This window comes from Clostridium sp. J1101437_171009_A5 (genome assembly GCF_015547905.1).
In the GTDB taxonomy this organism is placed as follows: domain Bacteria; phylum Bacillota; class Clostridia; order Oscillospirales; family Oscillospiraceae; genus Pseudoflavonifractor_A; species Pseudoflavonifractor_A gallinarum.
The window spans coordinates 64,423-90,602 of the sequence record NZ_JADMVY010000004.1; the positions used below are offsets into that span (position 1 = coordinate 64,423).

Consider the following 26,180-nt stretch of genomic DNA (forward strand, 5'->3'; position numbering starts at 1 on the left):
CTCCATTATAGAGCGGCGGCGCGGAGGCTGTCAAGAAAGCCCGGCGGGGATGCCGCCCTCCTCCAACGTGCTGCGGATGGCGTCCAGGACCCCGTCGGCGTCCTCACATAGGACCAGCAGACAGGTGCCGTCGGCCAGGGTCTCCACCCGGGCATCCTCGGCGATGGCGTACTGGTCGGCCAGATAGAACTCAAAATTGTTTTTCTGGGTCTCCACAAAGGAATCCAGCCCATCGCGGACCACATCCTCCCGCCCGTCGGCGGGGAGGATCAGGGCGATGCCATAGGCCTTGATGTTCATGGGGGAGACCGCCACGGCAAAGGACTCCAGGTCCTCCGGGGTGACCCCCAGAAGGGAGAGGAGCAGATCGGCCCGCTCGTCCTCCGGGTCGCTGAGGACCGGGAGGGCCTCGTTCGTCTCCTGGTCCCGGGCGCGCTCGATGGCGGAGCGGTAGAGCTGGGTACGCTCCTCCGGGGAGAGGGAAGGGGCAGGGGAGGCCGAGCAGGAGCAGAGCAGGGCAGTGAGCAGCAGGATCGCAGGGAACAGGCGTGTATGGCGCAGTATCATGGTTCCAGACTCCTTTCGTTTGTGGCGGGGGATTGGGGTTCCAGGGCGAGGGCGCCCTCCCGCAGGACCAGCCGGACGGCCCCTCCGGCCTGGAGGGCGCCGGAGAGCAGAGCCTCGGCGGCGGGGTCCTCCACCCGGGCGCGGATGGCCCGGCGGAGGGGGCGCGCACCGTAGTCGGGGGCGAAGCCCTCCCGGGCCAGCTGTTCCAGGGCGTCCTCCTCCACGTGCAGGGAGACCCCCAGGCGGCCCAGCCGCTCACCCACGCCGTCCAGCATCCGGCGGGCGATGGTGCGGATCTGTTCCCGCTCCAGCTGGCGGAACACGATGGTGTCATCCAGCCGGTTGAGGAATTCCGGCCGGAAGACCCGCTTCAGGTCGCCCATCACGGCCTCTTTGAGCTCGGTCAGGGGGCGGGTCTCCCCGGAGGAGAGGGCCGACTGGAAGCCCAGCTTGCCACCCTTGGCGGTGATGCGCCCCGCCCCCACGTTGGAGGTCATGACAATGACCGTGTTGCGGAAATCCGCCTTCCGGCCCTGGGTGTCGGTGACCACTCCGTCCTCAGTGATCTGGAGGAGGAGGCCCCAGACGTCCTCGTGGGCCTTCTCCAGCTCGTCAAAGAGGAGGACCGAGTAGGGACGCCGGCGCACCGCCTCGGTGAGCTGTCCCCCCTCATCGTGGCCGATATAACCCGGCGGGGAGCCGATCAGGCGGGAGACCGTGTGCCGCTCCATATACTCGGACATGTCGAAGCGGAGGAGGGCCTCTTCACTGCCGAAGAGGGCGGCGGCCAGGGCCTTGCAGAGCTCCGTCTTGCCCACGCCGGTGGGCCCCAGAAAGAGAAAGACCCCGATGGGACGGCCGGGCTCCTTCAGCCCCACCCGGCCCCGGCGCACCGCCCGGGCCACCGCCCGGACCGCCTCGTCCTGGCCGATCACCCGGCGGTGGAGCTCCCTCTCCAGGGCGAGGAGGCGGTCCTTTTCACTCTGGGTGAGGGAGGTGACGGGGACCCCTGTCCAGCGGGAGACCACCTGGGCCACATCCTCGGCGGTGACTTCCCCCACGTTCTGTCCGCTGTGCCAGAGGGTGCGCTCCCGGTCCAGCTCCCGGCGGAAATCGCTCTCGGCGTCCCGGAGCATGGCGGCCTTTTCAAAATCCTGACTGCGGATGGCCTCCTCCTTCTCCCGCCGGGCCTGAGCCACCCGCTCCTCCAGCTCCCGCAGGTCGGCGGGCGCGGAGAGCCGCTCCAGACGCACCAGGGCGGCCGCCTCGTCCATCAGGTCGATGGCCTTGTCAGGCAGGCGGCGGTCGGCCAGATAGCGGATGGAGAGGGAGAGGGCCGCGTCCAGGGCCTCGTCGGAGATGCGCAGCTTATGGTGGGCCTCATACCGGCCCCGGATCCCCAGCAGGATGGAGCGGGCGGTGGCCTCGTCGGGCTCGGAGACGGTAACGGGCTGGAAGCGCCGCTCCAGCGCCGCGTCCTTTTCGATATAGCGGCGGTACTCGCTGGTGGTGGTGGCGCCGATGACCTGGATCTCCCCCCGGCCCAGGGCGGGCTTGATGATGTTGGCCGCGTCGATGGCGCCCTCGGCGGAGCCGGCGCCCACGATGGTGTGGAGCTCGTCAATGAAGAGGATGATGTTGCCCAGGCGCACCACCTCGCCCAGCAGCTGCTTGACCCGCTCCTCAAACTCGCCCCGGTACTTGGTGCCCGCCACCATGGAGGAGAGGTCCAGGGCCAGCAGGCGCTTGCTGCGCAGCTCGTCGGGGACCTCCCCGGCGGCCAGGCGGCGGGCCAGGCCCTCGGCCACGGCGGTCTTGCCCACGCCGGGCTCTCCGATCAGGGCGGGATTGTTCTTGCGCCGGCGGGAGAGGATCTGGATCACCCGGTCGATTTCATCGTCCCGGCCCACCACCGGGTCCAGCAGGCCGCTGGCCGCCATGCGCGTCAGGTCCCGGGAGAACTGCTCCAGGAGTTTGCTGTCCCCGGCGCCGGTGTAATCAGGCTCGGATTTGGCCTTTCCACCGCTGCGGAAGGGCGGGGGGAGCTCTCCTCCCATGGCCGCGGAGAGATCTCCCGCCAGACGCCGGGGGTCCTGCCCGCAGGCCGAGAGGACCCGGATGGCCACGCCCTCTCCCTCCTGGAGCAGGCCCAGCAGGAGGTGCTCCGTGCCCACGTAGTCCTGACCCAGCCGTCCGGCGTGGGCCAGGGCCAGCTCGATGATGTGCCGGAAGCGGGGGGTGAGCCCCTGGGAGGGGAGGGCCCCCGGTATCCCCGAGCCCACCGCACGCAGGATGGCGGTGCGGATGGTCTCGGCCTCCAGTCCCGCGCTCTGGAGGACCCGGGCGGCCACGCCCCCGCCCTCCCGCAGCAGTCCAAGCAGGAGATGCTCCGTACCCACATAGCCGTGCCCCAGCTCCGCGGCGCTCTCCTGGGCCAGACGCAGAGCGGTCTGGGCCCGCTGGGTAAAATTCACGTCGTTCAAACGATCACCTCGTTTTGCGGAGAATCGGAATCTCCGGGTTCTTTTTTGGATCGGCCCCATGGTAACGCCTCTTTCCTCAGTAAAATTCGATCGCACAAAAGCTGGAAATTCTGCCATCCAAAAATATACCCAGTATTCTGTGAATTTAGCATTGCAATTTTAAAAATTCGTGTTACAATGTGGTTAGTTTAAGTTTGGAGGTGTTACCTATGGCATATGTGATTAGCGGCGATTGCGTGAGCTGCGGCTCCTGCGCTGGCGCCTGCCCCGTGTCCGCCATCCACGAGGGTGACGAGCACTACGAGATCGACGCCGGTTCCTGCATCGACTGCGGTACCTGCGCTGATACCTGCCCCGTCGGAGCGATCTCCCAGGGCTAATCGTCTCATCTGAGAACTGAAAAACAGGGACCCGTCCTAGACGGGTCCCTGTTTTTGTGTTTGCATGAAATACATTTGTTTACAACGGGGCGGAAATCCTGTATACTACCATCATGTAAACTCATGCGTATTCCAGAGAGAAAAAGGAGGAGCGAGCATGAAGCAGCTCAAGAGCAGGGACCTGCTGCTGGTAGGATTCACCCTGTTTTCCATGTTTTTTGGGGCGGGAAATTTGATTTTTCCGCCCAATATTGCGGCTCAGGCCGGGACCATGACCTGGTTTGCCATGCTGGGCATGACCCTGAGCGCGGTGGGCCTTCCGGTATTGGGCATCATCGCGGTGGCCCGCTCGGGGGGGCTGGACGTCCTGGGCGGCCGGGTCCACCCCCTGTTTGCAAAGATCTTTACGGTGATCGCCTATCTGGCCATCGGCCCCTGTCTGGCCATTCCCCGTACCGCCAGCACGTCCTTTGAGATGGCCGTACCCCCCTTTGTGGGCGGAGACGCCCCCATTGCGGTCTATCAGCTGATCTACTCCCTGGTGTTTTTCGTCCTGGCCCTCATCGTGGCCCTGCGGCCGGAAAAGCTCACCGACCGGCTGGGCAAGATCATGTGTCCCATCCTCATCGCCCTGATCGTCATCACCTTTGTGGGATGCGTGATCAATCCGCTGGAGGGATACGGCGCGGCCGGCGCGGGCTATGAGACCCCGGTCCAGGCCGTCTCCACCGGCTTTTTGGCGGGATACAACACCATGGATACCATCGCGGCGCTGGTCTTCGGCATCATCATCAGCCTGAACATCCGCGCCCGGGGCGTGGAGGAGGACCGCGCCGTGGTCCGCGGAGCGGTCCGGGCAGGCATCATCGCGGGTGTGCTGCTCTTTGTGATCTACTCCATGCTGGCCCACATCGGCGCCCTCTCGGGCGGCGCCTTCCCCAATCCGGAGAACGGGGCCCAGGCGCTGACCAACATCGTGGCCGCCCTGTTCGGACGGCTGGGCAACGTGCTGCTGGCGGCCATCTTCGTCATCGCCTGCTTCAATGTGTGCGTGGGCCTGATCTGCTCCTGCGGCGAGTATTTCAACAGCATCTGCCCCAAGCTCTCCTACCGGGCCTGGGCGGTCCTCTTTGCGGTGGTGAGCATGGTTCTGGCCAACGCGGGACTCAACCAGATCCTGGCCGTCTCCGGGCCGGTGCTCAACATGATCTATCCGGTGGTCATCATGCTCATCCTGCTGGCCTATGCCCAGCCCTGGCTGGAGGGACGGCGGATGGTATACCCCATGACCATCCTCTTCACCGGAGTGGCCAGTATCCTCTTTGAGGTGCAGCGCCTTTTGAAGCTGGAGGTCTTGAACGGAATGCCGCTGGCCGAGCTGAATCTGGGCTGGATCCTGCCCGCCGCCGTGGGCGTGATCGTGGGCCTGATCCTGTCCGGCAAGAAAGCGGAAGCGTAATTGGGAGGAAAAAGAAATGCATCACGACGGTCACTGCGGCTGCGGCCATGACCACAGCCATACCCATACCCACGACTGCGGGTGCGGGCACGAACATGGACCTGCACAGGGGGAGCTGACCCCCGCTATGGAGGACTTTCTCCACCATCTGCACCACCATCACTTCCTTCCGGTGGCCCGCTTTCTGGTGGAGAGCAGCGTGGAGGAGGATTTCTGCGCCGTGGCCCTTGCCCCGGTCTATCTCCGCGCGCCCGACGAGAGCATGGAGTCGGTGAAAGAGACGGCGGCCATGCTGCTGGAGCTGGAAAAGATGGGCTATCTCACCCTGGATTACGATTATCCTCTTGACAGATACTCATATAAAGAGTATAAAGAATCTGAGCTTTATGCCTATTTCTGCCGGACGGTGGCGGAGGGAACAGGACGAGCCGGATTCCTGGGTGACCGACCTGTGCTGGAACTGGGCAGTATCGCTCCCACATAAACAGATTGGAAGGAAGGATACTCCATGGAACAGCTCATTCGCAATGCCGTCATCGTGACGGTGGACCCGCAGCGCCGCATTCTCTGGGACGGAGCCATCCTGGTTCGGGATGACCGCATCGCCGATCTTGGTCCCAGCGCTGAGCTGAACGCCAAATACCCTGCCCCCGACCGCGTCGTGGACGCGGGAGGAAAGGTGATCTTCCCTGGCTTTATCGACAACCACACCCACCTCTTCCAGACCCTGCTCAAGGGCATCGGAGACGACATGGAGCTGAGCGACTGGCTCTCCCATATGATGTTCCCCGCGGCGGTCTACCTGGAGGCGGAGGACACATACCATGCCGCCATGCTGGGCCTGTCGGAAGCCCTGCACAGCGGCGTGACCACCACGGTGGATTACATGCACTGCCACAGCAAGGGCGGACTGACCGACGGGATCTGCCGCGCGGTGAAGGACCTGGGCGTACGCGGCATCGTGGGCCGCGGCACCATGGACACCGGCGTGGAGTACGGCACCTGCCCCGACCTGTGCGAGAAGGTGGCCGACGTGGAGGCTGATCTCCACCGGCTGTTCCGCACCTATCACAATACCGAAAACGGCCGCCTGAAGATCTGGGCCGCTCCGTCCTCCATGTGGTCCAACTCGGACGAGATGCTGAAGATGCAGTGGCGCGTGGTCAATGAATACGGCGCGGGCTTTACTGTCCACGTGTCCGAGACGGAGTATGCCCGCATGGCCACCGAGTGGGTCCACGGGTGCAACGACGTGGATCTGCTGAAGAAGCTGAACATCCTGGGCCCCAACGTGCTCATGGTCCACTGCTGCTGGGTCAACGAGCAGGATATGGAGCTGATGAAGCAGTACGACATGAAGGTGTCCCACGACGTCTGCTCCAACATGTACCTGGCCGACGGCGTGGCTCCGGTGCCCGAGATGCTGCGCAAGGGCCTGACCGTGGGCCTGGGCCTGGACGGCGCGGCCAGCAACAACTCCCAGGATATGATCGAGCTGATGAAGTGCACCGCCCTCCAGCACAAGGTCAAGACCCTGGACCCCATGGCGGTCACCGCCGAGAAGGTGCTGGAGATGGCCACCATCGACGGCGCCCGCTCCATCGGCATGGAGGAGGAGATCGGCTCCATCGAGGTGGGCAAGAAGGCCGATCTGGTCTTCTTCGACCCGGCGGCCAGCCAGAAGTCCACCCCCATGCACAACCCCGTCTCCACCCTGGTGTACTCCTCCGGGATGCAGAACATCACCGATGTGATGGTGGATGGACGCATGGTGCTGGAGAGCGGCCATCTGACCACCGCCAGCGATGAGAGCATCATCGCCAACGGCCAGCGCGCCGCCGAGGGCCTGTGCCGCCGCGGCAAGATCACCAACCGGGGCGAGGGCCACAAGTGGGAGAGCTTCAAGACCAGAGCCCAGGAGAACTGATCCTTCTGAGAGAAAGAAATACCCCCAGACCTACATGGGTCTGGGGGTATTTTGCTGTAAGAGAGAAGATCAGATGGAGAGCTGTTCCAGCAGGAAGCGGCCGATGCTCTCCATGGCCTCGTTGGAGCGCTTGAGGGGGAACATCTGAAAGACGTGCCACATGCCGTTCCAGACCTCCAGGCGGCAGGGGATGCCGGCCGCCACCAGCCGGTCCCGCAGGCGGACCGAGTCGGAGAGCAGAATCTCGTGGGTGCCCGCCTGGATGAGGACGGGCGGAAAGCCGGAGAAATCCCCGAACAGGGGGGAGAGGTAGGGGGAGGTCCAGTCCTCCCCCCGGGCATAGGCCCCCCGGACGGCCTGGATATACTCCAGCGTGAGGGAGGGGTCCAGCTCGGCCCGCTCCTGATAGGAGCGCCCGCTGGCCGTCATATCGGTCCAGGGGGACATGAGAATGAGAGAGGCGGGGAGCCTGCGCCCCATGGCCTTGAGCCGGTGGGTGAGCACCAGGGCCAGATTCCCGCCCGCCGAATCTCCAGCCACCACGATGTCCCGGGCACCGTAGCCCAGGTACATCAGGTGGTCCCAGGCCCGGATGGCGTCCTCCACCGCGGCGGGATAGGGGTGCTCCGGAGCCAGGCGGTATTCAAAGGAGAGGACCTCATACCCGGTGACCGCCGCCAGCTTGGAGGCGATGGGGCGGGAATAGCCCAGATTGCCGCTGGTATAGCCTCCGCCGTGGCAGTAGAGGATGGCGTGGCGGCGGTCGTGGCCCCGGTTGGGCCGGACCCAGGCCGCATTCATGCCGGAGAGGGAGAAGGGCTCCCAGCTCATCCCGGCCATGGGGGCGGCCAGGCGGCCCAGGACCTCCTGCCCCTTGCGCTGGCGCTCCAGATCCTCCGGGTCCATGGACTCGGGAGAGGTGGCGGTGTGGATGGCCTTGAGGGCCTTCATCATGCCGGTCAGGCGCCGCTGCTCGGCCCGCCGGGATTCGGAGCGGGCCCGGTCGGATTTGGAGAAGAGCATGGTTCGTTTCATGGACACAGGTCCTCCTTGTACGTGGGAGCTTGTAATATAGAAAAGAGGTAATAGACGCTTTGCGGGTATTATACCACAGAAGGGGGAGGCGTAACAGTACCAAACCTCCCTTCGCCCAATTCCCCTTGTAGTTTCCATACGGGGGTGATAAAATGGAAGGCAAGAAGCGATCTGATCCAAAAGGAGGTGACCGAATGGCTCCCAGAGAACGCAGAGAGAAGCAGTGGTATAAGCTGGACAATGCCGGCGTGCTCTACTCCGCGATCCAAAAGGAAAACTATTCCGCCATCTACCGCTTTTCCGCGGTGATGGAGGAGCGGGTGGACCCTGAGGCCCTGCAGCGGGCGGTGGATAAGACCATGCCCCGTTTTCCGGGCTTTGCGGTCCACATCAAAAAAGGGGCCTTCTGGTACTACTTTGAGCCCAATCCGGCCCCGGGACCCTTTGTGAAACGGGATATTTCCAACCCATGCCAGCCGGTCCGCTTCCGGGAGGACAACGGCTGGCTGGTGCGCTTTTACTACTATGAGCACCGGATCTCTCTGGAGGTCTTCCATGCCCTCTCGGACGGGGCGGGCGCACTGGTCTTTTTCCGCACCCTTCTGGCCGTGTACCTGCGGGAGATGGGGCATGCCATCCCCAACGGTCCGGGCATTCTGGACGTGGAGGAGCCTCCCCACCGGGAGGAGCTGGAGGACGCCTATGCCCGCTATGCCACGGTCCGTTCCCTTCGGGCCGGGATCGGGAAGAAGGCCTTCCAGAACACCGGCACGCCGGAGCCCTTCTATACGCTGAATGTGACCATGGGCTTCGTCCCGGTGGACCAGCTCAAGGCCCGGGCCAAGTCCTACGGCGTGTCCATCACGGAGTATCTGACCGGCGCGCTGCTGAAGGTCATTCTGGAGAATCAGGCTAGGGAGGAGCCCTGCCATCCCAAGCCGGTGGCGCTGGCCATCCCCATCAATCTGCGGCCCTGGTTCCCGTCGGAGACCCTGCGCAACTTCATCCTGACGGTGCGGCCCTGCATCGACCCTTCCCTGGGGGAGTATACCTTCCCGGAGATCCTCTCTCAGGTCCACCACTATATGCGCCTGCACATCAACCGGCAGGAGATGCAGGCCCTGCTGACGGGAAATGTCCGTTTCCAGACCAACCGGGCCCTTCAGCTCATCCCCATCTGGCTGAAAAATCCCGTCATGGCCCTGAGCTACCGCCTGGCGGGGACCCGGCCCTATTCCGGTACTTATACGAATCCCGGCGCCTTCACCGTGCCCGAGGAGATGGCCCCCCACATCCGGCGGATGGAGGTCATTCTGGGGCAGGCCACCAACCCCCGGGTCCACTGTGCCTCCATCAGCTACGGCAATACCATGGAGATCACCTTCGCCGGGACCCTTCAGGAGACCGACACCGAGCGGGAGTTCTTCCGCTTCCTGGTCCGGGAGGGAATCCACGTCAAGGTGGAGAGCAACCGGAGCGTCCAATCCGAGCTGCTGTTTTGAGTTTTGCGTGAAAACGAGGTGTAAGCCGCTATGTCCTATTGCGTCAACTGCGGGGTAGAGCTGGATGGAACGGCCTCCTTCTGCCCTCTGTGCCATACGCCGGTGGTCAACCCGAAGCAGCCGGTGGATACCGTCTCCCCCAAGCCCTTTCCCACGGAGCGGGGCGAGGTGGCCCCGGTCTCCAAGTGGGAGCTGGCCGTGCTGATCTCAGCCATGCTGGTGTCGGTGTCGGTGTGCTGTGCTATTTTGAACATCTTCCTCCCGGCGGAGCGGACCTGGTCCCTCTATGTGGTGGGGGCGGCCATCATGCTGTGGCTGTGGTTTGTCCCGCCGCTTCTGCTGCGGGGGATGCCGCTGCTGATCCGGCTGGTGCTGGATGTGGCGGCGGTGGGGGTGTATTTGCTCCTCATCGCCATAGACCTGGACGGAATGGTGTGGTACCTGGGCCTGGCACTGCCCATCGTGCTGTGGGGCGGGGCCTGTGTTCTCTTCCTGGGGCTGATACTGGGGGGAGGACGGCGCTCCATCCTGACCACGGTCACGCTGCTGGTGGGCACGATCGGGGCCTTCCTGGTGGGCACGGAGCTGCTCATCGACCGGTTTATCCACGGGGCCTGGGGACCCAGCTGGTCCCTGGTGGTTTTCACCATCTGCGTGGCGCTGGTCATTCCGCTCATCATCGTACGGCGGATCCCCTCCCTGCGGGAGGAGGTCCGGCGGCGGTTCCATATGTGACAGCGCGGCGGCGCGGCTCTCTTCGGAGGGCCGCGCCGCTTTTTTCATGGCATGCAGAATAAAAACGTATATTCCAGAGTGTGCGCCAGGGGAGTACATTCTGAAATATTCACTATAAAATGAATATTTAAAATTATATTCAAATAAAATGGGATATATAAGAATAATTATGCAAAATGACAGTTGCATTTTTATTCTGCTGGGAGTATAATGATGCCAACATCAGGAAGACGGCCGGAGCGGCCGCCTCACAGGAGGTCATTACAATGTCTGAGATCAAGAAAGTTGTCCTCGCCTACTCCGGCGGTCTGGATACGTCCATCATCATCCCCTGGCTGAAGGAGCACTACAACAACCCCGAGATCATCGCCGTGGCCGGCGACGTGGGCCAGAATGACGAGCTGGAGGGCCTGGAGGAGAAGGCCATCAAGACCGGCGCTTCCAAGCTGTATGTGCTGGATCTGGTGGATGAGATGGTAGACGATGTCATCATCCCCTCCATGATGATGGGCGCCAAGTACGAGGACTATCTGCTGGGCACCGCCTTTGCCCGGCCCATCATCGCCAAGGGCCTGGTGGAGATCGCCAAGAAGGAAGGGGCCGACGCCATCGCCCACGGCTGCACCGGCAAGGGCAACGACCAGATCCGGTTTGAGCTGGCCATCAAGCGCTTCGCCCCCGAGATGAAGATCATCGCCCCCTGGAGAGAGTGGGACATCAAGAGCCGCAACGAGGAGATCGACTACGCCGAGGCCCACAACGTGCCCCTGAAGATCAGCCGGGAGACCAGCTACTCCAAGGACAAGAACCTGTGGCACCTCTCCCACGAGGGCCTGGACCTGGAGGATCCCGCCAGCGAGCCCCAGTACGACAAGCCCGGCTTCCTGGAGATGGGCGTCTCTCCCGCCATGGCCCCCGACGAGGCCACCTATGTGACCATCGACTTTGAGAAGGGCTGGCCCGTGGCCGTGGACGGTGAGAAGATGAAGGCCTCCGACATCATCCGCAAGCTCAACGACCTGGGCGGCAAGAACGGCATCGGCCTGCTGGACATCGTGGAGAACCGGATGACCGGCATGAAGGACCGGGGCGTGTACGAGACCCCCGGCGGCGCCATCCTCTACCGGGCCCACGAGGTGCTGGAGATGATCACCATCGACAAGGACACCAAGCACATGAAGCAGAAGCTGGCAGTGGACTTCGCCGATCTGGTCTACAACGGCAAGTGGTTCACCCCCGTGCGGGAGGCCCTCTCCGCCTTCGCCGCTGAGACCCAGAAGTACGTCACCGGCCAGGTGAAGCTCAAGCTCTACAAGGGCAACATCATCACCTCCGGCGTCACCTCTCCCGACACCCTCTACTCCGAGGACATCGTCACCTTCCAGGAGAGCGATTACAACCAGAACGACGCCACCGGCTTTATCAACCTCTGGGGCCTGCCCGACACCATCCTGGCCCTGCGGGACCAGGGAAAGCTGAAGTAAGACGGCATTCAGCCCTCGGCAGAGTTTCGCCTCCCGCAGGCGGCGAAAGAAAATCGAAATCCGTTTTTTCCGAGGACATGCGCCTCGGAAAAAACACTTCTCAGCCCACAAGCGTGCGCGCTTTGCGCGCGCGACGCAGGGGGCTGTATCCCCTCTCAAAAATGCCTGCATTTTTGAGAAAACACTAACCCGATGAAAGAGAAATGAGGTAACCAGCATGAAATTGTGGGCAGGACGGTTCCAGAAGGAAACCGATACCCTGGTAAATGACTTTAACTCGTCCATTTCCTTCGACGCCCGTCTCTACAAGGAGGACATCGCAGGCTCCATGGCCCACGCGGCCATGCTGGGAAAGACCGGCATCATCGAGGCCCATGAGGCCGAGAAGATCATCGACGGGCTCAAGGCCATCCTGGCCGACGTGGAGGCCGATCAGGTGGAGTTCTCCATGGAGAACGAGGACATCCACATGAACATCGAGTCCCTCCTCACCCAGCGCATCGGCCAGACCGGCAAGCGGCTGCACACCGCCCGCAGCCGGAACGACCAGGTGGCGGTGGACTTCCGGCTCTATGTGAAGAAGGAGATCCCCGTCATCATCGGCATGATCCAGGACCTGGAGGAGGTGCTGGTGAAAAAGGCCCAGGCCAACCTCCACACCGTCATGCCGGGCTACACCCACCTCCAGCGGGCCCAGCCCACCACCTTCGCCCACTACATGATGGCCTACGCCAACATGCTCAAGCGGGACATCACCCGCCTGGAGGACTGCCTGGAGCGGATGGACGAGTGCCCCCTGGGCGCGGGCGCCCTGGCCACCTCCACCTATCCGGTGGACCGGTTCCAGACCGCGGCGGCCCTGGGCTTCCGGTGCCCCACCGACAACTCCATGGACTCGGTGTCCGACCGGGACTTTGCCATTGAGTTCCTGTCTGCCTGCTCCATTCTGATGATGCACCTGTCCCGTTTCTCGGAGGAGATCATCCTCTGGTGCTCCTGGGAGTTCAAGTATGTGGAGCTGGACGACGCCTACTCCACCGGTTCCTCCATCATGCCCCAGAAGAAGAACCCCGATGTGGCCGAGCTGGTCCGGGGCAAGACCGGGCGGGTGTACGGCTCCCTCATCACCCTGCTGACCGTGATGAAGGGCCTGCCTCTGGCCTACAACAAGGACATGCAGGAGGACAAGGAGCCGGTCTTCGACGCCATCGACACGGTGGAGCTGTGCATCCCCGTCTTTGCCGCTATGCTGGACACCCTCACCGTCAAGGAGAAGAACATGCGCGCGGCGGCCTCCGGCGGCTTCATCAACGCCACCGACTGCGCCGACTACCTGGTCAAGAAGGGAATGCCCTTCCGGGAGGCCTACATGATCGTGGGCAAGCTGGTCAACTTCTGCATCAAGGCCGGTGAGACCCTGGACACCCTGCCCCTGAAGGACTTCAAGGCGGTCTCGCCCATCTTCGAGGAGGACGTCTACCAGGCCCTGGAGCTCAACACCTGCGTCAACGGACGCCAGGTCTACGGCGGTCCCTCCGCCGAGAGCGTGCAGCAGCAGATCGACCACATCAAGGACTTCCTGGCCCAGCGGAAGAAGGGCTGAGAAACCAGACTGTAACAGGTTTGAGGTTGAAATCCTCGCTCGGCTGCCGTACTATGAAACTGTCTACGCGGCAAACCGAGAAAATGGGGTGTTTCTATGAATAAACCAAAGGTATATATCGACGGCAAGGAAGGCACCACCGGCCTTCAGATCTATGAGCGCCTGGGCGCGCGGGAGGACATTGACCTCCTGCTCATCGACGAGGAAAAGCGCAAGGACGTGGAGGAGCGGAAGAAGCTCCTCAACGCGGCCGACCTGGTTTTCCTCTGCCTGCCCGACGCGGCGGCCAAGGAGGCGGTGGCCCTCATCGAGAATGACCACACCCGGGTCATTGACGCCTCCACCGCCCACCGCACCGCCAAGGGATGGGTCTACGGCTTCCCGGAGTTTTACCGCTATCCCGGCGAGGTCATCGGACAGGCCACCCGGGTGGCCAATCCCGGGTGCCATGCCACGGGCTTTCTCTCCTCCACCATGCCCCTGGTCTCCCTCCACATCCTGCCCAAGGACTACCCGCTCACCTGCTACTCCCTGACCGGCTACTCCGGCGGGGGCAAGAAGATGATCGCGGAGTACGAGAGCGGGGAGAAGGGGAAGGACCTGTACAGCCCCCGGATCTACGGCACCAACCTGCGCCACAAGCATCTCAATGAGATGCGGAAGATCTCCGGGCTGGACCAGCCTCCGGTCTTCTGCCCGGTGGTGGACGACTACTACAAGGGCATGGCCACCACGATCATGCTCCACAACAAGTATCTGCTGGGGCAGCCCACGGCCAAGGAGATCTACCACATCCTCATGGCCTACTACGCCGGACAGAAGCTGATCTCGGTGCGCTATGAGGAGGAGGGCGGAATGCTCCCCGCCAACGCCCTGGCCGGAAGCGACCGGCTGGAGCTGGTGGTCTGCGGCCATGAGGAGCAGACCATCGTCACCGCCCTCTTCGACAACCTGGGCAAGGGTGCATCGGGCGCGGCGGTACAGAATATGAATATCATGTTGGGCCTGGACGAGACCACCGGGCTCCATTTGGACTGAGCGGAAGAAGGGGAGCTGGAGACAGCGCACCCTTCGTTCCCCCACAGAAGGGAAGGACATAAGGTTATGAAGCAGATCAACGGCGGCGTGACCGCAGCCAAGGGCTTTCGGGCCTGGGGCGTTCACTGCGGCGTCAAGAGCAAGAAGCTGGAAAAGAAGGACCTGGCCATCATCCTCTCCGAGCGGGAGTGTGCGGCGGCGGCCACCTACACCATGAACCGCGTCAAGGCGGCCCCCATCTACGTCACCATGGACCATCTGGAGGACGGAACGGCCTGGGGCGTGGTGGCCAACAGCGGAAACGCCAACGCCTGCTGCCCCCAGAGCCATGAGAACGCCGAGCTTATGAGCCAGTACGCCGCCCAGGCCACCGGCCACAAGCCCTCGGACTTTGTGGTGGCATCCACCGGTGTCATCGGCCAGACCATCAACATCGCCGCCATCGAGCGGGGAATGCCCGAGGTGGCGGCCGGACTCACCGACGGCCCCGAGGGCTCCGACGCGGCGGCCCACGCCATCATGACCACTGACACCAGCAAGAAGGAGATCGCCATCTCCTTCACTCTGGGCGGCAAGACCGTGACCATGGGCGCCATCGCCAAGGGCTCCGGCATGATCCACCCCAACATGGGGACCATGCTCTGCTTCATCACCACCGACTGTGCTATCACCGGCGAGCTGCTCTCCGACGCCCTCCACGAGGTGGTGCCCAAGACCTTCAACCGGGTGACGGTGGACGGGGACACCTCCACCAACGACATGTGCGTGGTGCTGGCCAACGGCATGGCGGAAAATCCCCTCATCGAGTGGAAGGATGACAGCTACACCGTCTTCCGCAAGGCCCTTCACCAGGTCTGTGAGTATCTGGCCCGCTGCATCGCCGGCGACGGCGAGGGCGCCAGCCGTCTCATCACCTGCACCGTCCATGCGGCCCGCAGCGAGGAGAGCGCCGAGCGCCTGAGCAAGGCGGTGGTGGGCTCCCCCCTGGTGAAGGCCGCCATGTTCGGCACCGACGCCAACTGGGGCCGGGTCCTGTGCGCCATGGGCTACTCCAAGGCCCCCTTCCGTCCCGAGTACGTGGATGTGAAATTTGCCTCCGCCGTGGGCGAGGTGCTGGTCTGCCAGCAGGGCATGGGCCTGGACTTCGACGAGGAGGCTGCCAAGAGCATCCTCTCCCAGGACGAGGTGATCATCGACATCTGCCTCCACGAGGGAGAGCACGAGGCCACCTGCTGGGGCTGTGACCTGACCTATGACTATGTGAAGATCAACGGCGATTACCGCACCTGATCGGGAAAGAAGGATTCCAAATGTCTGACCCTGTTGTGACCAGAGCCACGGTGCTGGCCGAAGCTCTGCCCTATATCCAGAAATTTTACGGCAAGACCATCGTGGTCAAATACGGCGGAAACGCCATGATCTCCGACGAGCTGCGCCGGGCCGTCATCAGCGACATCATCCTGCTCCACCTGGTGGGCATCCATGTGGTGGTGGTCCACGGCGGCGGACCCGAGATCTCGGAGATGCTCCGCAAGATCGGCAAGGAGTCCCGCTTTGTGGACGGCCTGCGCTACACCGACGAGGAGACCATGGACATCGTCCAGCAGGTGCTCTGCGGCAAGGTGAACAAGAACCTGGTGGCCACCCTCAACCGCCGGGGCGGCCACGCCATCGGCCTGTGCGGCATGGACGCGGGCCTCTTCCAGGCCCAGAAGCTGGACGAGAAGTACGGCCTGGTGGGCGAGATCGTCAAGGTCAATCCTGACCCGGTGCGGGACTGCCTCCAGCAGGGCTACATCCCGGTGGTCTCCACCGTGGCCCAGGGAGTGGATGGGGAGAACGCCTACAACATCAACGCCGACACCGCCGCGGCCAAGCTGGCCGTGGCCCTGGGGGCCGAGAAGCTCATCCTCCTCACCGACATCCGGGGGCTGCTGCGCGACCCGGCGGACGAGGGGACCCTCATCCCGGTGGTGGGACTCTCCGACGTGCCCCAGCTGGTGCGGGAGGGCGTGATCCAGGGCGGCATGATCCCCAAGATCGAGTGCTGCGTGGAGGCGGTACGCTCCGGCGTGGAGCGCACCCACATCCTGGACGGACGCATCCCCCACTCCATCCTCATCGAGATGCTCTCCGACCAGGGCATCGGTACCATGATTCTGTAAGGAGACGGCAACCATGACCTTTGAAGAACTGAAAGCCCTGGATCACGCCCACACCCTTCAGACCTACGGGCGCTTTGACGTGGCCATTGCCCACGGAAAGGGCGCCACGCTCTGGGATCTGGAGGGGAAGGAGTACATCGACTTCACCTCCGGCATCGGCGTGAACTCGGTGGGCTACGGAAATGAGCAGTGGGCCTGGTCCATCTATGAGCAGGCCCTGGCTCTGGGGCATATCTCCAACCTCTTTTATACCCAGCCCTACGCCAAGCTGGCCGATGTGCTGTGCCGGCGGGCGGGAATGGCGGCGGCCTTCTTCGGAAACTCCGGCGCCGAGGCCAACGAGGGCATCATCAAGCTGGCCCGCAAGTACAGCTTTGACAAGTACGGCAAGGGCCGCAGCACCATCCTGACCCTGAAGAACTCCTTCCACGGACGGACCATCACCACCCTGACCGCCACCGGACAGGATGTGTTCCACCAGTACTTCTATCCCTTTATGGAGGGCTTCCGCTACGCCGACGCCAACGATCTGGAGAGCGTCAAGGCGGAAGGCGGGAAGGACGTATGCGCCGTGATGCTGGAGCTGGTCCAGGGCGAGGGCGGCGTGCTCCCCATGGAGCCGGACTTTGTCCAGGGCCTGGCGGAGCTGTGCGCCGAGCGGGATTGGCTCCTGCTGGTGGACGAGGTCCAGACCGGCATCGGCCGGACGGGCACCCTCTTTGCCTACCAGCAGTACGGCATCCAGCCCGACGCGGCCTCCTTTGCCAAGGGCATCGCCGGCGGCCTCCCCATGGGCGGATTCCTGGTGAACGAGAAGTGCCGGAACGTGCTGGGCGCGGGCATGCACGGCTCCACCTTCGGCGGCAACCCCATTGCCGCCTCGGCCGCCCTCACCGTCCTGGATATCCTGGACGAGGACGCGCTGGAAGCGGTGAAGGAGAAGGGCGCCTACCTGCGCGCCGGCATCGAGGCCCTGGACAAGAAGAGCATCGGCTCCACCCGCGGGCTGGGCCTGATGATCGGCATTGAGGTCAAGGAGGGCTATACCAACAAGGCCCTGGCCGCCCAGCTGGTGCAGAATGGCCTTTTGGTCCTCACCGCCGGTCCGGGTCTGCGGCTGCTGCCCCCCCTGACGATCACGAAGGAAGAGATGGACAAGGGCCTGGCGATCATGGCCCAGGTCCTGGAATAAGAACGGCGCGGGACACCGCTCCCGCCGGATGATGAGGTGACATGGAAATGAAGGATCTGTTGAAGCTGCTGGATCTCTCCAAGGAAGAGATCATTCATATTCTGAACGTGGGCGACCAGATGAAGTACAACCAGAAGCATGGTCTCACCCACAACTATCTCCAGGGCAAGACTCTGGCCATGATTTTCGAGAAGAACTCCACCCGCACCCGGGTCTCCTTTGAGACCGGTATGTACCAGCTGGGCGGCCACGCCCTCTTCCTCTCCAGCAAGGAGAGCCAGATCGGCCGCGGCGAGCCCGTGGAGGACACCGCCCGGGTGCTCTCCCGCTACTGCGACGGCATCATGATCCGCACCTACTCCCAGGAGGAGGTGGAGAAGCTGGCCGAGTACGCCGACATCCCGGTCATCAACGGCCTGACCGACTTCGCCCACCCCTGCCAGGTGCTGGCCGACCTGATGACCATTCGCGAGCACCAGAGCAAGCTGGAAGGGCTGAACATGTGCTTCATCGGCGACGGCAACAACATGGTCAACTCCCTCATCGTGGGCTGCCTGAAGGTGGGCATGAACGTGTCCGTGGCCTGCCCCGAGGGGTATGACCCCCATCCCGACGTGATGGAGTTTGCCAAGAGCGTGACCGACGCCACCTTCACCCTCACCCGGGATCCCATGGAGGCCGCCAAGGGGGCCGACGTGGTCTTTACCGACGTGTGGGCCTCCATGGGCCAGGAGGAGGAGACCGCCAAGCGCAAGGCCGCCTTCCAGGGCTATCAGGTCAACGAGGCGCTGATGAAGGTCACCAACCCCGGCTGCATGGTGCAGCACTGCCTGCCCGCCCACCGGGGCGAGGAGATCACCGCCGAGGTCTTTGAGGCCCATGCCGGCGAGATCTTCGACGAGGCTGAGAACCGCCTCCACGCCCAGAAAGCGGTGCTCTACCTGCTCATGGGTGAGGAAAAGAAGTAAATCAGACCAAAAAGAAACGCCCCCGGTTCCGCGGAACCGGGGGCTTGTTCTGTATGAGAAGAAAATCAGCGAGCCAGCTGCTCCATACCCAGGCGGATACGGCGGAGGGTCTCCTCCTTGCCCAGGATGTGGCACAGCTCCACGGCGCCGCCGGGGGTGACGGCCTTGCCGGAGACTGCGGTGCGCACGGGCCACATGATGCGGCCGTTCTTGAGTTCGTGGCTGGCGGCCAGGTCGATGAGGGCGTCGTGGATGGCGTCATAGGTCCAGTCGGAGAGGCCTTCCAGCACGGGAAGGACCATCTGGAGGGCCTCCAGAGAGTTCTCCTCGTTGGTCTTCATCTTCTTGTGGCAGTAGAGCTCGTTGGAATAGGCGGGCAGCGCGTCAAAGAAGTCCACCTGGGGGGCGATGTCCAGCCAGGTGTCGCAGCGGGGCTGCACCAGGGGCGCGATGAGGGAGAGGTCGATGCCGGGGGTCTTGACCGCCTGCTCCAGGTAGGGCCGGGCCCCCTCATAGAAGGCCTCGGGGGAGAGGGCGCGCAGGTACTTGGCGTTGAAGTACTTGAGCTTCTCCAGGTCGAAGATGGCGGGGGACTTGGAGATGCCCGCCACGTCGAAGGACTCTGCCAGCTCGGAGAGGGTGAAGAACTCCCGCTCGCTCTCCTCGCCCTTGGGGGACCAGCCCAGCAGGGTGACATAGTTGACCACGGCCTCGGAGAGGAAGCCCATGGCCAGGAGGTCCTCGTAGGAGGGGTCGCCCTTGCGCTTGGACATCTTGTTGTGCTGGTCGCGCATGACGGGGGAGCAGTGGATATAGGCGGGGACCTCCCAGCCGAAGCCCTCATAGAGCAGGTTGTACTTGGGGGCGGAGGAGAGGTACTCGCTGCCGCGGACCACGTGGGTGATGCCCATGAGGTGGTCGTCGATGACGTTGGCGAAGTTATAGGTGGGCAGACCGTCCGACTTCATGAGGATCTGGTCATCCAGGGTGGAGTTCTCCACCGTGATGTCACCAAACACCACGTCGTGGAAGGTGGTGGAGCCCTCCTTGGGGATCTTCTGGCGGATGACATAGGGCACGCCGGCTTCCACCTTGGCCCGGGCCTCCTCCATGCTCAGGGAGCGGCAGGGATCGTCGCCCCGGTCAAACTCACCGGAGTCCTCCTCGGACTCGGTCTTTTCGCAGAAGCAGTAGTAGGCGTGGCCCCGCTCCACCAGGAGCTCGGCGTACTTGCCGTAAAAGCCGCGGCGCTCGGTCTGTACATAGGGGCCCACCGGACCGCCCAGATCGGGACCCTCGTCCCAGTCCAGACCGCACTTGCGTAGGGTGTTGTAGATCACGTCCACGGCGCCCTCCACCAGGCGGCCCTGGTCGGTGTCCTCGATGCGGAGCAGGAACTTGCCGCCGTTGTGCCGGGCGATGAGCCAGGTGTACAGGGCGGTGCGCAGGTTGCCCACGTGCATATAGCCCGTGGGAGAGGGGGCAAAACGAGTGCGGACCTCTCCCTTGGGAATGCGGGCCTCCATCTCGTCAAACCAATTCATATCCAGAGCCATTTGAATTCCTCCAACGGTTGGGCGCCGCCCGAAAGGGGGAGCGCCTGAATTAAGCAGACAATATTATAGAGGCTTTTCCCGCCTATGGCAAGGGGGCGGGGGCAAAACTCTTCCAAAATGGACGGAAAAGGAGGGATCAGGGCTCCTCCGGGGGGAGGATCTCCAGGCGGAAGACGTTGACCACGTCTGCGTCCGGACAGCAGAAGCGGTAGTCCCCGTGGCGGCTCTTGGGCAAGGTCCCGCCGTAGCGGAGGATGTCCACGAAGGGGAAGGCCGCGTGGGCCGCCATGGGGCACAGCTCGCCCCGCTGGGTCTCAAAGTCGAAGGAATCGCCGATCTGATGCCCCCGGTGACACCGGCAGGGGCCCAGACGGTCCACCAGAGTGATGCGGACGGACGGCTTTTTCATGGAAAGACAGCTCCTTTCTCTCAGAAACCCGGCAGGGCGAAGGGGGGACTCAGGCCTGCTCGCCGAAGAAGAGGGCCATGTCCTCCTCCACGGTGCGGATGCCGGCGATGCCGAAGTTCTCCACCAGGACCTTGGCCACGTTGGGGCTGAGGAAGGCGGGCAGGGTGGGGCCCAGGTGGATGTTCTTCACCCCCAGATAGAGCAGGGCCAGCAGGACGATGACCGCCTTCTGCTCATACCAGGCGATGTTGTAGATGATGGGCAGGTCGTTGATGTCGGAGAGGCCAAAGACCTCCTTGAGCTTGAGGGCGATGACGGCTAGGGAGTAGGAGTCGTTGCACTGGCCGGCGTCCAGCACCCGGGGAATCCCGTTGATGTCGCCCAGGTCCAGCTTGTTGTACTTGTACTTGGCGCAGCCTGCGGTGAGGATCACGGTGTCCCGGGGCAGGGCCTTGGCAAAGTCGGTGTAGTAGCTGCGGCTCTTGGCGCGGCCGTCGCAGCCGGCCATGACCACGAACTTCTTGATGGCTCCGCTCTTGACGGCCTCCACCACCTGATCGGCAAGGGCCAGCACCTGGGCGTGGGCAAAGCCGCCCACGATCTCACCCTGCTCCAGCTCGGCAGGGGGCGCGCAGCGCTTGGCGTGCTCGATGAGAGCGGAGAAGTCCTTCTCCTCCCCGATGGCGCCGGGGATGTGCTTACAGCCGGGGAATCCGGCGGCGCCGGTGGTGTAGAGCCGGTCCTTGTAGCTGTCCTTGGGGGGCACGATGCAGTTGGTGGTCATCAGGATGGGACCGTGGAAGGACTCGAACTCCTCCTTCTGCTTCCACCAGGCGTTGCCATAGTTGCCCACAAAGTGGGGGTACTTCTTGAAGGCGGGGTAGTAGTGGGCGGGGAGCATCTCGGAGTGGGTGTACACGTCCACGCCGGTGTCCTTGGTCTGCTCCAGCAGCATCTCCAGGTCCCGCAGGTCGTGGCCGGAGACCAGGATGCCGGGGTTCTTGCCCACGCCCAGCTGGACCCGGGTGATCTCGGGGTTGCCGTAGGCCTGGGTGTTGGCCTGGTCCAGAAGGGCCATACCGGATACGCCGTATTTGCCGGTCTCCAGGGTGAGGGCCACCAGGTCGTCGGCGGTGAGGGTGTCGTCCAGAGTGGCGGCCAGGGCCCGCTGGAGGAAGGCGTCGATCTCCTCGTCGGCCTGGAGCAGGGCGTTGGCGTGCTTGGAGTAGGCGGACAGGCCCTTCAGACCGTAGGTGATGAGCTCCCGCAGAGAGCGGATGTCCTCATTTTCGGTGGAGAGCACGCCCACCTGGGCGGCCTTCTCCTCCCAGTCGCCGGAGCCGTCCCACCGGGCGGCGGCGGGAAGGGCGGAGGGGTCCTGGACCTGGGCCAGCAGGGGTGCCTTGGCCGCCAGGGTGTCCCGGATGCGCTGGAGGATGGCCTCCTGGTCAAAGTTGGCGTTGGTGATGGTGGTGAAGAGGTTGAGGGTGATGAGCTGGTTGAGGGAAGCGGGGATGGTCTCGCCCTGCGCCCGCAGGGCGGTGGTGACAGCGGAGAGCCCCTTGGTCACATAGACCAGCAGGTCCTGGGTGTTGGCCACCTGGGCGGTCTTGCCGCACACGCCGGCTCGGGTGCATCCGGCGCAGCCGGCGGTCTCCTGGCACTGATAGCAGAACATCTTGTTTTCCATAGTCTAACTCCTTTTTATGGCCGGAGCAAGCTGCGGCCGATGGTTTTCTGGATCATGGCATCAGTATAGGGGAGAATGGCCCATTTGTATGTTGGAATTCCAACAAAAAAACGAATGCACCGGGGAAACCGGATGGAAAAATCCGGTGTGGAAGAGGGAAAGGACACGCCTCCCCTTGCAACCGGAGGGAGAACGTGACATAATGAAGATTACCAAAGATTAGAAAAGGAGGCCCCCGCATGAAGCCATCGAAAACCTACCGGTCCGAGAATCTGCACTATCTGAAAATGCTGGCCCGGCAGTATCCCACCGTTCAGGCGGCCAGTACCGAGATCATCAATCTCCAGGCGATCCTGAACCTGCCCAAGGGCACGGAACACTTCATCTCCGATGTGCACGGCGAATACGAGGCATTTCTGCACATCCTCAACTCCGCTTCCGGCGTGGTGCGGGAAAAGCTGGACAAGCTCTTCGGCACCAGCGTCTCCAAGGCCGAGCTGGACCAGCTGGCCACCCTCATCTACTACCCCAAGGAGAAGCTGGAGGAGATCGAGCGGGAGAACGACGACATGCGGGAGTGGTACCGCATCACCTTCCACCGCCTCATCGAGGTCTGCCGGGAGGTCAGCTCCAAGTATACCCGCTCCAAGGTCCGTAAGGCCATGCCCAAGGAGTACGCCTATATCATCGACGAGCTCATCCACACCCACTACGAGGACAGCGATAAGCGGGACTACTACGAGAACATCATCTCTACCATCATCGACATCGACCGGGCCTCCAACTTCCTGGTGCAGCTGTGCGAGCTCATCAAGCGCCTGGCCGTGGACCACCTGCACCTGGTGGGCGATATCTTTGACCGCGGCCCCCGGGCCGACATCATCCTGGACTCCCTGATGGAGTACCACAGCGTGGACATCCAGTGGGGCAACCACGACATCCTGTGGATGGGCGCGGCCTCCGGCTCCCGCACCCTGGTGGCCACCGTGCTGGCCAACTCCCTGCGCTACAACAACCTGGAGGTCATCGAGACCGGATACGGCATCTCCCTGCGGCCCCTGTCGGTCTTTGCCAACGAGGTGTACAAGGACTGTGACATCCACCAGTTCGCCGTCAAGCTCACCAATGAGGACGAGGCCCACTACACCGAGAAGGACAAGATGCTGGCCGCCCGGATGCACAAGGCCATCACCATCATCCTCTTCAAGCTGGAGGGGCAGAAGATCCTGCGCAATCCCTGCTTCGGCATGAACGACCGGCTGCTCCTGGACAAGATCGACTATGAGAACAAGTGCATCACCCTGGGGGGCACCACCTATCCGCTGGAGGACACCGACTTCCCCACCGTGGACCGGAACGACCCCTATGCCCTCACGGAGGAGGAGTCCGTCCTCATCGACCAGCTCACCGCCTCCTTCCGGCACAGCGAAAAGCTCCAGCGGCACATCCGCTTCCTCTACTCCAAGGGCAGCCTCTACAAGGTGTTCAACGGGAACCTTCTCTTCCACGGCTGCATCCCCATGACGGCGGAGGGGGAGCTGATGCGCTTCTCCATCGGCTGCGAGAACCTCTCGGGGCGGGCCTTCCTGGACTATGCCGACCTGGTTGCCCGGCGGGCCTACTACAATAAGCCCGGCTCTCCCGAGCGGCAGTTCGGTATGGACTTCCTCTGGTTCCTCTGGGCGGGACGCAACAGCCCCATCTTCGGCCGGGACCGGATGACCACCTTCGAGCGGCGGCTCATCGTGGACGAGTCCACCTGGACCGAGCCCAAGAATCCCTACTACCAGTTCTACAACGACCCCGCCGTGTGCGATATGCTGCTGCGGGAGTTCGGGCTGGAGGGCCCCCACTGCCACATCATCAACGGCCACATCCCGGTCAAGTCCAAGAAGGGCGAGAGCCCCATGAAGGCGGGGGGCAAGCTGCTGGTCATCGACGGCGGCTTCTGCAAGGCCTATCAGAAGACCACCGGCATCGCGGGCTATACCCTGATCTACAACTCGGGCTGCTTCCGCCTGGTCTCCCATGAGCCCTTTGTGGGCCGGCGCAACGCCATCCGGGAAAATCAGGACATCGCCTCCAGCTCGGTGGTGTTTGAGCGGCTGGAATCCCGCATGAAGATCGCCGGGACCGATGTGGGCCGCCAGCTCCAGGAGCAGATCGACGACCTGATGGCCCTGCTCTGGGCCTTCCGCAGCGGCGAGATCGCCGAGGACCACAAGAAATAAGCAAAGAGAACAGGGCGCGGCCGCCGCAGAACGAATCTTCTGCGGCGGCCGCGTTTGTTTTTGGGGGGTCAGGAGGGGGCATAGATGCCGTGCCCGGTGTCGGTGTCATTGATATACCAGGTGGGACGGAGCTCATCCAGGTAGGGGTCGGTCACGGCTGGGACATAGGCGGAGCTGATGCTGGAGTAGCGGCGGACCTTCTCCGTGTGCATCACCGGAGTGAGATCCCAGTAAGCCTGCATATAGATGATCTCATAGAAGGGCTGGAGGAAGGAGGCGCCAATCCCGTCGGTACGGTAGATCAGCTGGACCCACAGGACGCGGGCCTCCTCCGGGCGGGTCTCCACGCCGAAGTAGTTTCCCGCGCGGAAGAGGGAGAGGGCCTCCTCCGTGCTCCGGATGGGGTAGACCCCCTGCTGGACCGGCGTGAGGGTGAGGCGCAGAGAGGTGGCGCTGTCCGACCGGGCGGCGGAGAAGGTGTAGTCCAGCAGCTGCTCCTCCAGCGGCTGCCCGGTATCGGCGGGGAAGGACCGGGACTGGGTGTCGGGCTCCCCGGAGAAGGAATAGTGGACCGACTTGGCCGTTTCGACGGCGCCTCCCCCGGTGAGGCGGGAGAGCAGGTCGGCAGGGGAGCAATCGGTGGGCTCGATGACCACCTCGGGGGCATCTGCGGAGAAGGAGAGCTGGGTGCCGTCGGCCAGGAGAAAGACGCCGGGATCGTCCGTGCCGCGGAGGGTGGTATCCAGCGCGTCGGCCAGATCCTCGGCGGCGGCCTGCTGCGCCTCGGCGGAGAGGGGGCCGGAGGGGTAGACGGGCAGCGCGGAGATTTCATCGGTCCGGTCCCGGGTGGGATTTCCGCTGTCATAGTCCTCCGGGGTGATGATAATGCTCCACCCGTGGTCGTCAGGGGGGAGCGTGGGGGTGGGAGTGACGGCGGGCGGGTCGGAGACAGCGGGCGGGTCGGAGACGATGGGTGGAAGGGCCTGTCCGGTATCCGCGAGGGCGATGGAGATGCTGGCGGTAATCCCGGCCGCGGCCAGCAGGAGGCCGGCCAGGGCCACCCGCAAGGGCCGGCGGGGGCCTCGTCCCTTTGCGCCGTCCAATACGGCGTCCACCCGGCGCCGGACCGCGCGGGGGTCCACGGTGGGGTAGGCCTCGGGCAGGTCCAGGTCCTCCCATAGATCGTGCAGGTGATCACGCATGGTCGATTCCTCCTTTCAATAGCGCCTCTTTCAGGCGTTTCCGGCCCCGGCTCAAACGGGCCTTGGCGGCCGCCAGACTCAGGCCCAGGCGGGGGGCCACCTCTTTCAGGGGCTGGTCCTCGTAGTAGTAGAGGAGAAACAGGGTACGGTCGGGCTCCTCCATGGCCTCCACGGCCCGGCGGAGCTGGGCGTGGCACTCCTGCCGTTCCACCAGGGCCTCGGGCAGATCACCCACTGCGGGCAGGGTGTCGGAGAGGGGGAGGACACCCCGGGTGCGGCGCAGGCGGTCGGCGGATTTGTTCCGGGCCACGGCGGCCAGCCAGGGGCGCAGGGACGGACCGCTCTGGATGTCACCGGAGCGGAGCCAAAGGGTCACAAACACGTCGGAGACCACCTCCTCCAGATCCTCGGGGAGCAGGGAGGGCCCCAGAGTGCGGGCGGCGACGGCGGTCACATACCCGGTGTAGCGCCGGATGGCGGCGTGGAGTGCCCAGCGGCGTCCCGCCTGGATGTGCCGAAGCAGAGCTTCTTCCTTCAAAGCATACACCTCCTAA

Annotated in this window: 22 protein-coding genes; 14 read left to right on the plus strand and 8 right to left on the minus strand. The window is 63.6% G+C overall.

Translation table 11 applies throughout. The features are described 5' to 3' along the window. Positions 1-30: 30 nt before the first annotated feature. A complete protein-coding gene (locus I2C21_RS07415; protein ID WP_193538084.1) occupies positions 31-567 on the minus strand; it encodes a DUF4358 domain-containing protein in 537 nt (178 codons plus the stop codon). Continuing rightward, positions 564-3,050 (minus strand): ATP-dependent Clp protease ATP-binding subunit, encoded by a 2,487-nt coding sequence (locus I2C21_RS07420; protein WP_195278896.1) that lies wholly within the window; start codon positions 3,048-3,050, stop codon positions 564-566. Before I2C21_RS07420 ends, I2C21_RS07415 begins: the two co-directional genes overlap by 4 nt. Before the next feature lie 209 nt (positions 3,051-3,259). On the opposite strand from I2C21_RS07420, the gene fdxA reads away from it, so the two are divergent. The 4 genes from fdxA to I2C21_RS07440 all read left to right on the plus strand — a co-directional run bounded on the left by fdxA (position 3,260) and on the right by I2C21_RS07440 (position 6,816). Continuing rightward, the gene (fdxA, locus tag I2C21_RS07425) at positions 3,260-3,430 is read left to right on the plus strand and encodes a 4Fe-4S ferredoxin (protein ID WP_101692701.1); all 171 of its coding nucleotides are present in this window, start codon (positions 3,260-3,262) and stop codon (positions 3,428-3,430) included. Between the two features lie 157 nt (positions 3,431-3,587). Then, positions 3,588-4,889 carry a branched-chain amino acid transport system II carrier protein gene (gene brnQ / locus I2C21_RS07430; RefSeq protein ID WP_101692702.1) on the plus strand — a complete coding sequence of 434 codons (1,302 nt, stop codon included), beginning with the start codon at positions 3,588-3,590 and terminating at the stop codon, positions 4,887-4,889. A 16-nt stretch (positions 4,890-4,905) separates the two neighbouring features. After that, on the plus strand, positions 4,906-5,373 hold the full coding sequence (locus I2C21_RS07435) for a hypothetical protein (protein WP_186963744.1): 468 nt from the start codon (positions 4,906-4,908) through the stop codon (positions 5,371-5,373). 24 nt (positions 5,374-5,397) lie between these two features. Then, complete coding sequence (locus tag I2C21_RS07440; protein ID WP_195278897.1) at positions 5,398-6,816, plus strand: amidohydrolase family protein; 1,419 nt, start codon at positions 5,398-5,400, stop codon at positions 6,814-6,816. A gap of 69 nt (positions 6,817-6,885) precedes the next feature. Here the strand turns inward: I2C21_RS07440 and I2C21_RS07445 are convergent, their stop codons facing one another. Next, complete coding sequence (locus I2C21_RS07445) at positions 6,886-7,851, minus strand: alpha/beta hydrolase (protein ID WP_195278898.1); 966 nt, start codon at positions 7,849-7,851, stop codon at positions 6,886-6,888. Between the two features lie 194 nt (positions 7,852-8,045). On the opposite strand from I2C21_RS07445, the gene I2C21_RS07450 reads away from it, so the two are divergent. The 9 genes from I2C21_RS07450 (at position 8,046) to argF (ending at position 18,538) form a co-directional block, all read left to right on the plus strand. Beyond that, the gene (locus I2C21_RS07450; RefSeq protein ID WP_195278899.1) at positions 8,046-9,353 is read left to right on the plus strand and encodes a hypothetical protein; all 1,308 of its coding nucleotides are present in this window, start codon (positions 8,046-8,048) and stop codon (positions 9,351-9,353) included. Between the two features lie 30 nt (positions 9,354-9,383). Continuing rightward, a complete protein-coding gene (locus tag I2C21_RS07455) occupies positions 9,384-10,088 on the plus strand; it encodes a DUF6320 domain-containing protein (protein ID WP_101692707.1) in 705 nt (234 codons plus the stop codon). A gap of 266 nt (positions 10,089-10,354) precedes the next feature. Continuing rightward, complete coding sequence (locus I2C21_RS07460) at positions 10,355-11,572, plus strand: argininosuccinate synthase (protein ID WP_101692708.1); 1,218 nt, start codon at positions 10,355-10,357, stop codon at positions 11,570-11,572. Between the two features lie 217 nt (positions 11,573-11,789). Then, the gene (gene argH, locus I2C21_RS07465; RefSeq protein WP_101692709.1) at positions 11,790-13,175 is read left to right on the plus strand and encodes an argininosuccinate lyase; all 1,386 of its coding nucleotides are present in this window, start codon (positions 11,790-11,792) and stop codon (positions 13,173-13,175) included. A gap of 96 nt (positions 13,176-13,271) precedes the next feature. After that, complete coding sequence (argC, locus tag I2C21_RS07470) at positions 13,272-14,213, plus strand: N-acetyl-gamma-glutamyl-phosphate reductase (protein WP_195278900.1); 942 nt, start codon at positions 13,272-13,274, stop codon at positions 14,211-14,213. A 66-nt stretch (positions 14,214-14,279) separates the two neighbouring features. Then, positions 14,280-15,503 (plus strand): bifunctional ornithine acetyltransferase/N-acetylglutamate synthase, encoded by a 1,224-nt coding sequence (gene argJ / locus I2C21_RS07475; protein ID WP_101692712.1) that lies wholly within the window; start codon positions 14,280-14,282, stop codon positions 15,501-15,503. 20 nt (positions 15,504-15,523) lie between these two features. Then, positions 15,524-16,378: an acetylglutamate kinase gene (argB, locus tag I2C21_RS07480; RefSeq protein ID WP_101692713.1), complete on the plus strand. Its 855-nt coding sequence runs from the start codon at positions 15,524-15,526 to the stop codon at positions 16,376-16,378. A 13-nt stretch (positions 16,379-16,391) separates the two neighbouring features. Further along, positions 16,392-17,570 (plus strand): aspartate aminotransferase family protein, encoded by a 1,179-nt coding sequence (locus I2C21_RS07485; RefSeq protein ID WP_193538070.1) that lies wholly within the window; start codon positions 16,392-16,394, stop codon positions 17,568-17,570. Positions 17,571-17,617: 47 nt separating this feature from the next. Then, positions 17,618-18,538 carry an ornithine carbamoyltransferase gene (gene argF, locus I2C21_RS07490; RefSeq protein WP_101692715.1) on the plus strand — a complete coding sequence of 307 codons (921 nt, stop codon included), beginning with the start codon at positions 17,618-17,620 and terminating at the stop codon, positions 18,536-18,538. A 65-nt stretch (positions 18,539-18,603) separates the two neighbouring features. On the opposite strand, the gene gltX is transcribed toward argF, so the two are convergent. From gltX to hcp, 3 genes are all read right to left on the minus strand, one after another. After that, on the minus strand, positions 18,604-20,094 hold the full coding sequence (gene gltX / locus I2C21_RS07495) for a glutamate--tRNA ligase (protein WP_195278901.1): 1,491 nt from the start codon (positions 20,092-20,094) through the stop codon (positions 18,604-18,606). Positions 20,095-20,230: 136 nt separating this feature from the next. Beyond that, entirely contained in the window at positions 20,231-20,503 is a 273-nt protein-coding gene (locus tag I2C21_RS07500; protein WP_101692717.1) for a TIGR04076 family protein, read from the minus strand. A gap of 49 nt (positions 20,504-20,552) precedes the next feature. Then, positions 20,553-22,193 (minus strand): hydroxylamine reductase, encoded by a 1,641-nt coding sequence (gene hcp, locus I2C21_RS07505; RefSeq protein WP_195278902.1) that lies wholly within the window; start codon positions 22,191-22,193, stop codon positions 20,553-20,555. Positions 22,194-22,432: 239 nt separating this feature from the next. Between hcp and I2C21_RS07510 the strand changes: the two genes are divergently transcribed. Further along, entirely contained in the window at positions 22,433-24,424 is a 1,992-nt protein-coding gene (locus tag I2C21_RS07510; protein WP_101692719.1) for a fructose-1,6-bisphosphatase, read from the plus strand. 68 nt (positions 24,425-24,492) lie between these two features. Here I2C21_RS07510 and I2C21_RS07515 read toward each other — a convergent pair whose 3' ends face one another. Both I2C21_RS07515 and I2C21_RS07520 read right to left on the minus strand, forming a co-directional pair. Next, entirely contained in the window at positions 24,493-25,626 is a 1,134-nt protein-coding gene (locus I2C21_RS07515; protein ID WP_195278903.1) for a hypothetical protein, read from the minus strand. After that, positions 25,619-26,164, minus strand: a complete 546-nt coding sequence (locus I2C21_RS07520; protein ID WP_286167228.1) for an RNA polymerase sigma factor — start codon at positions 26,162-26,164, stop codon at positions 25,619-25,621. Before I2C21_RS07520 ends, I2C21_RS07515 begins: the two co-directional genes overlap by 8 nt. Between the last annotated feature and the right edge of the window lie 16 nt (positions 26,165-26,180).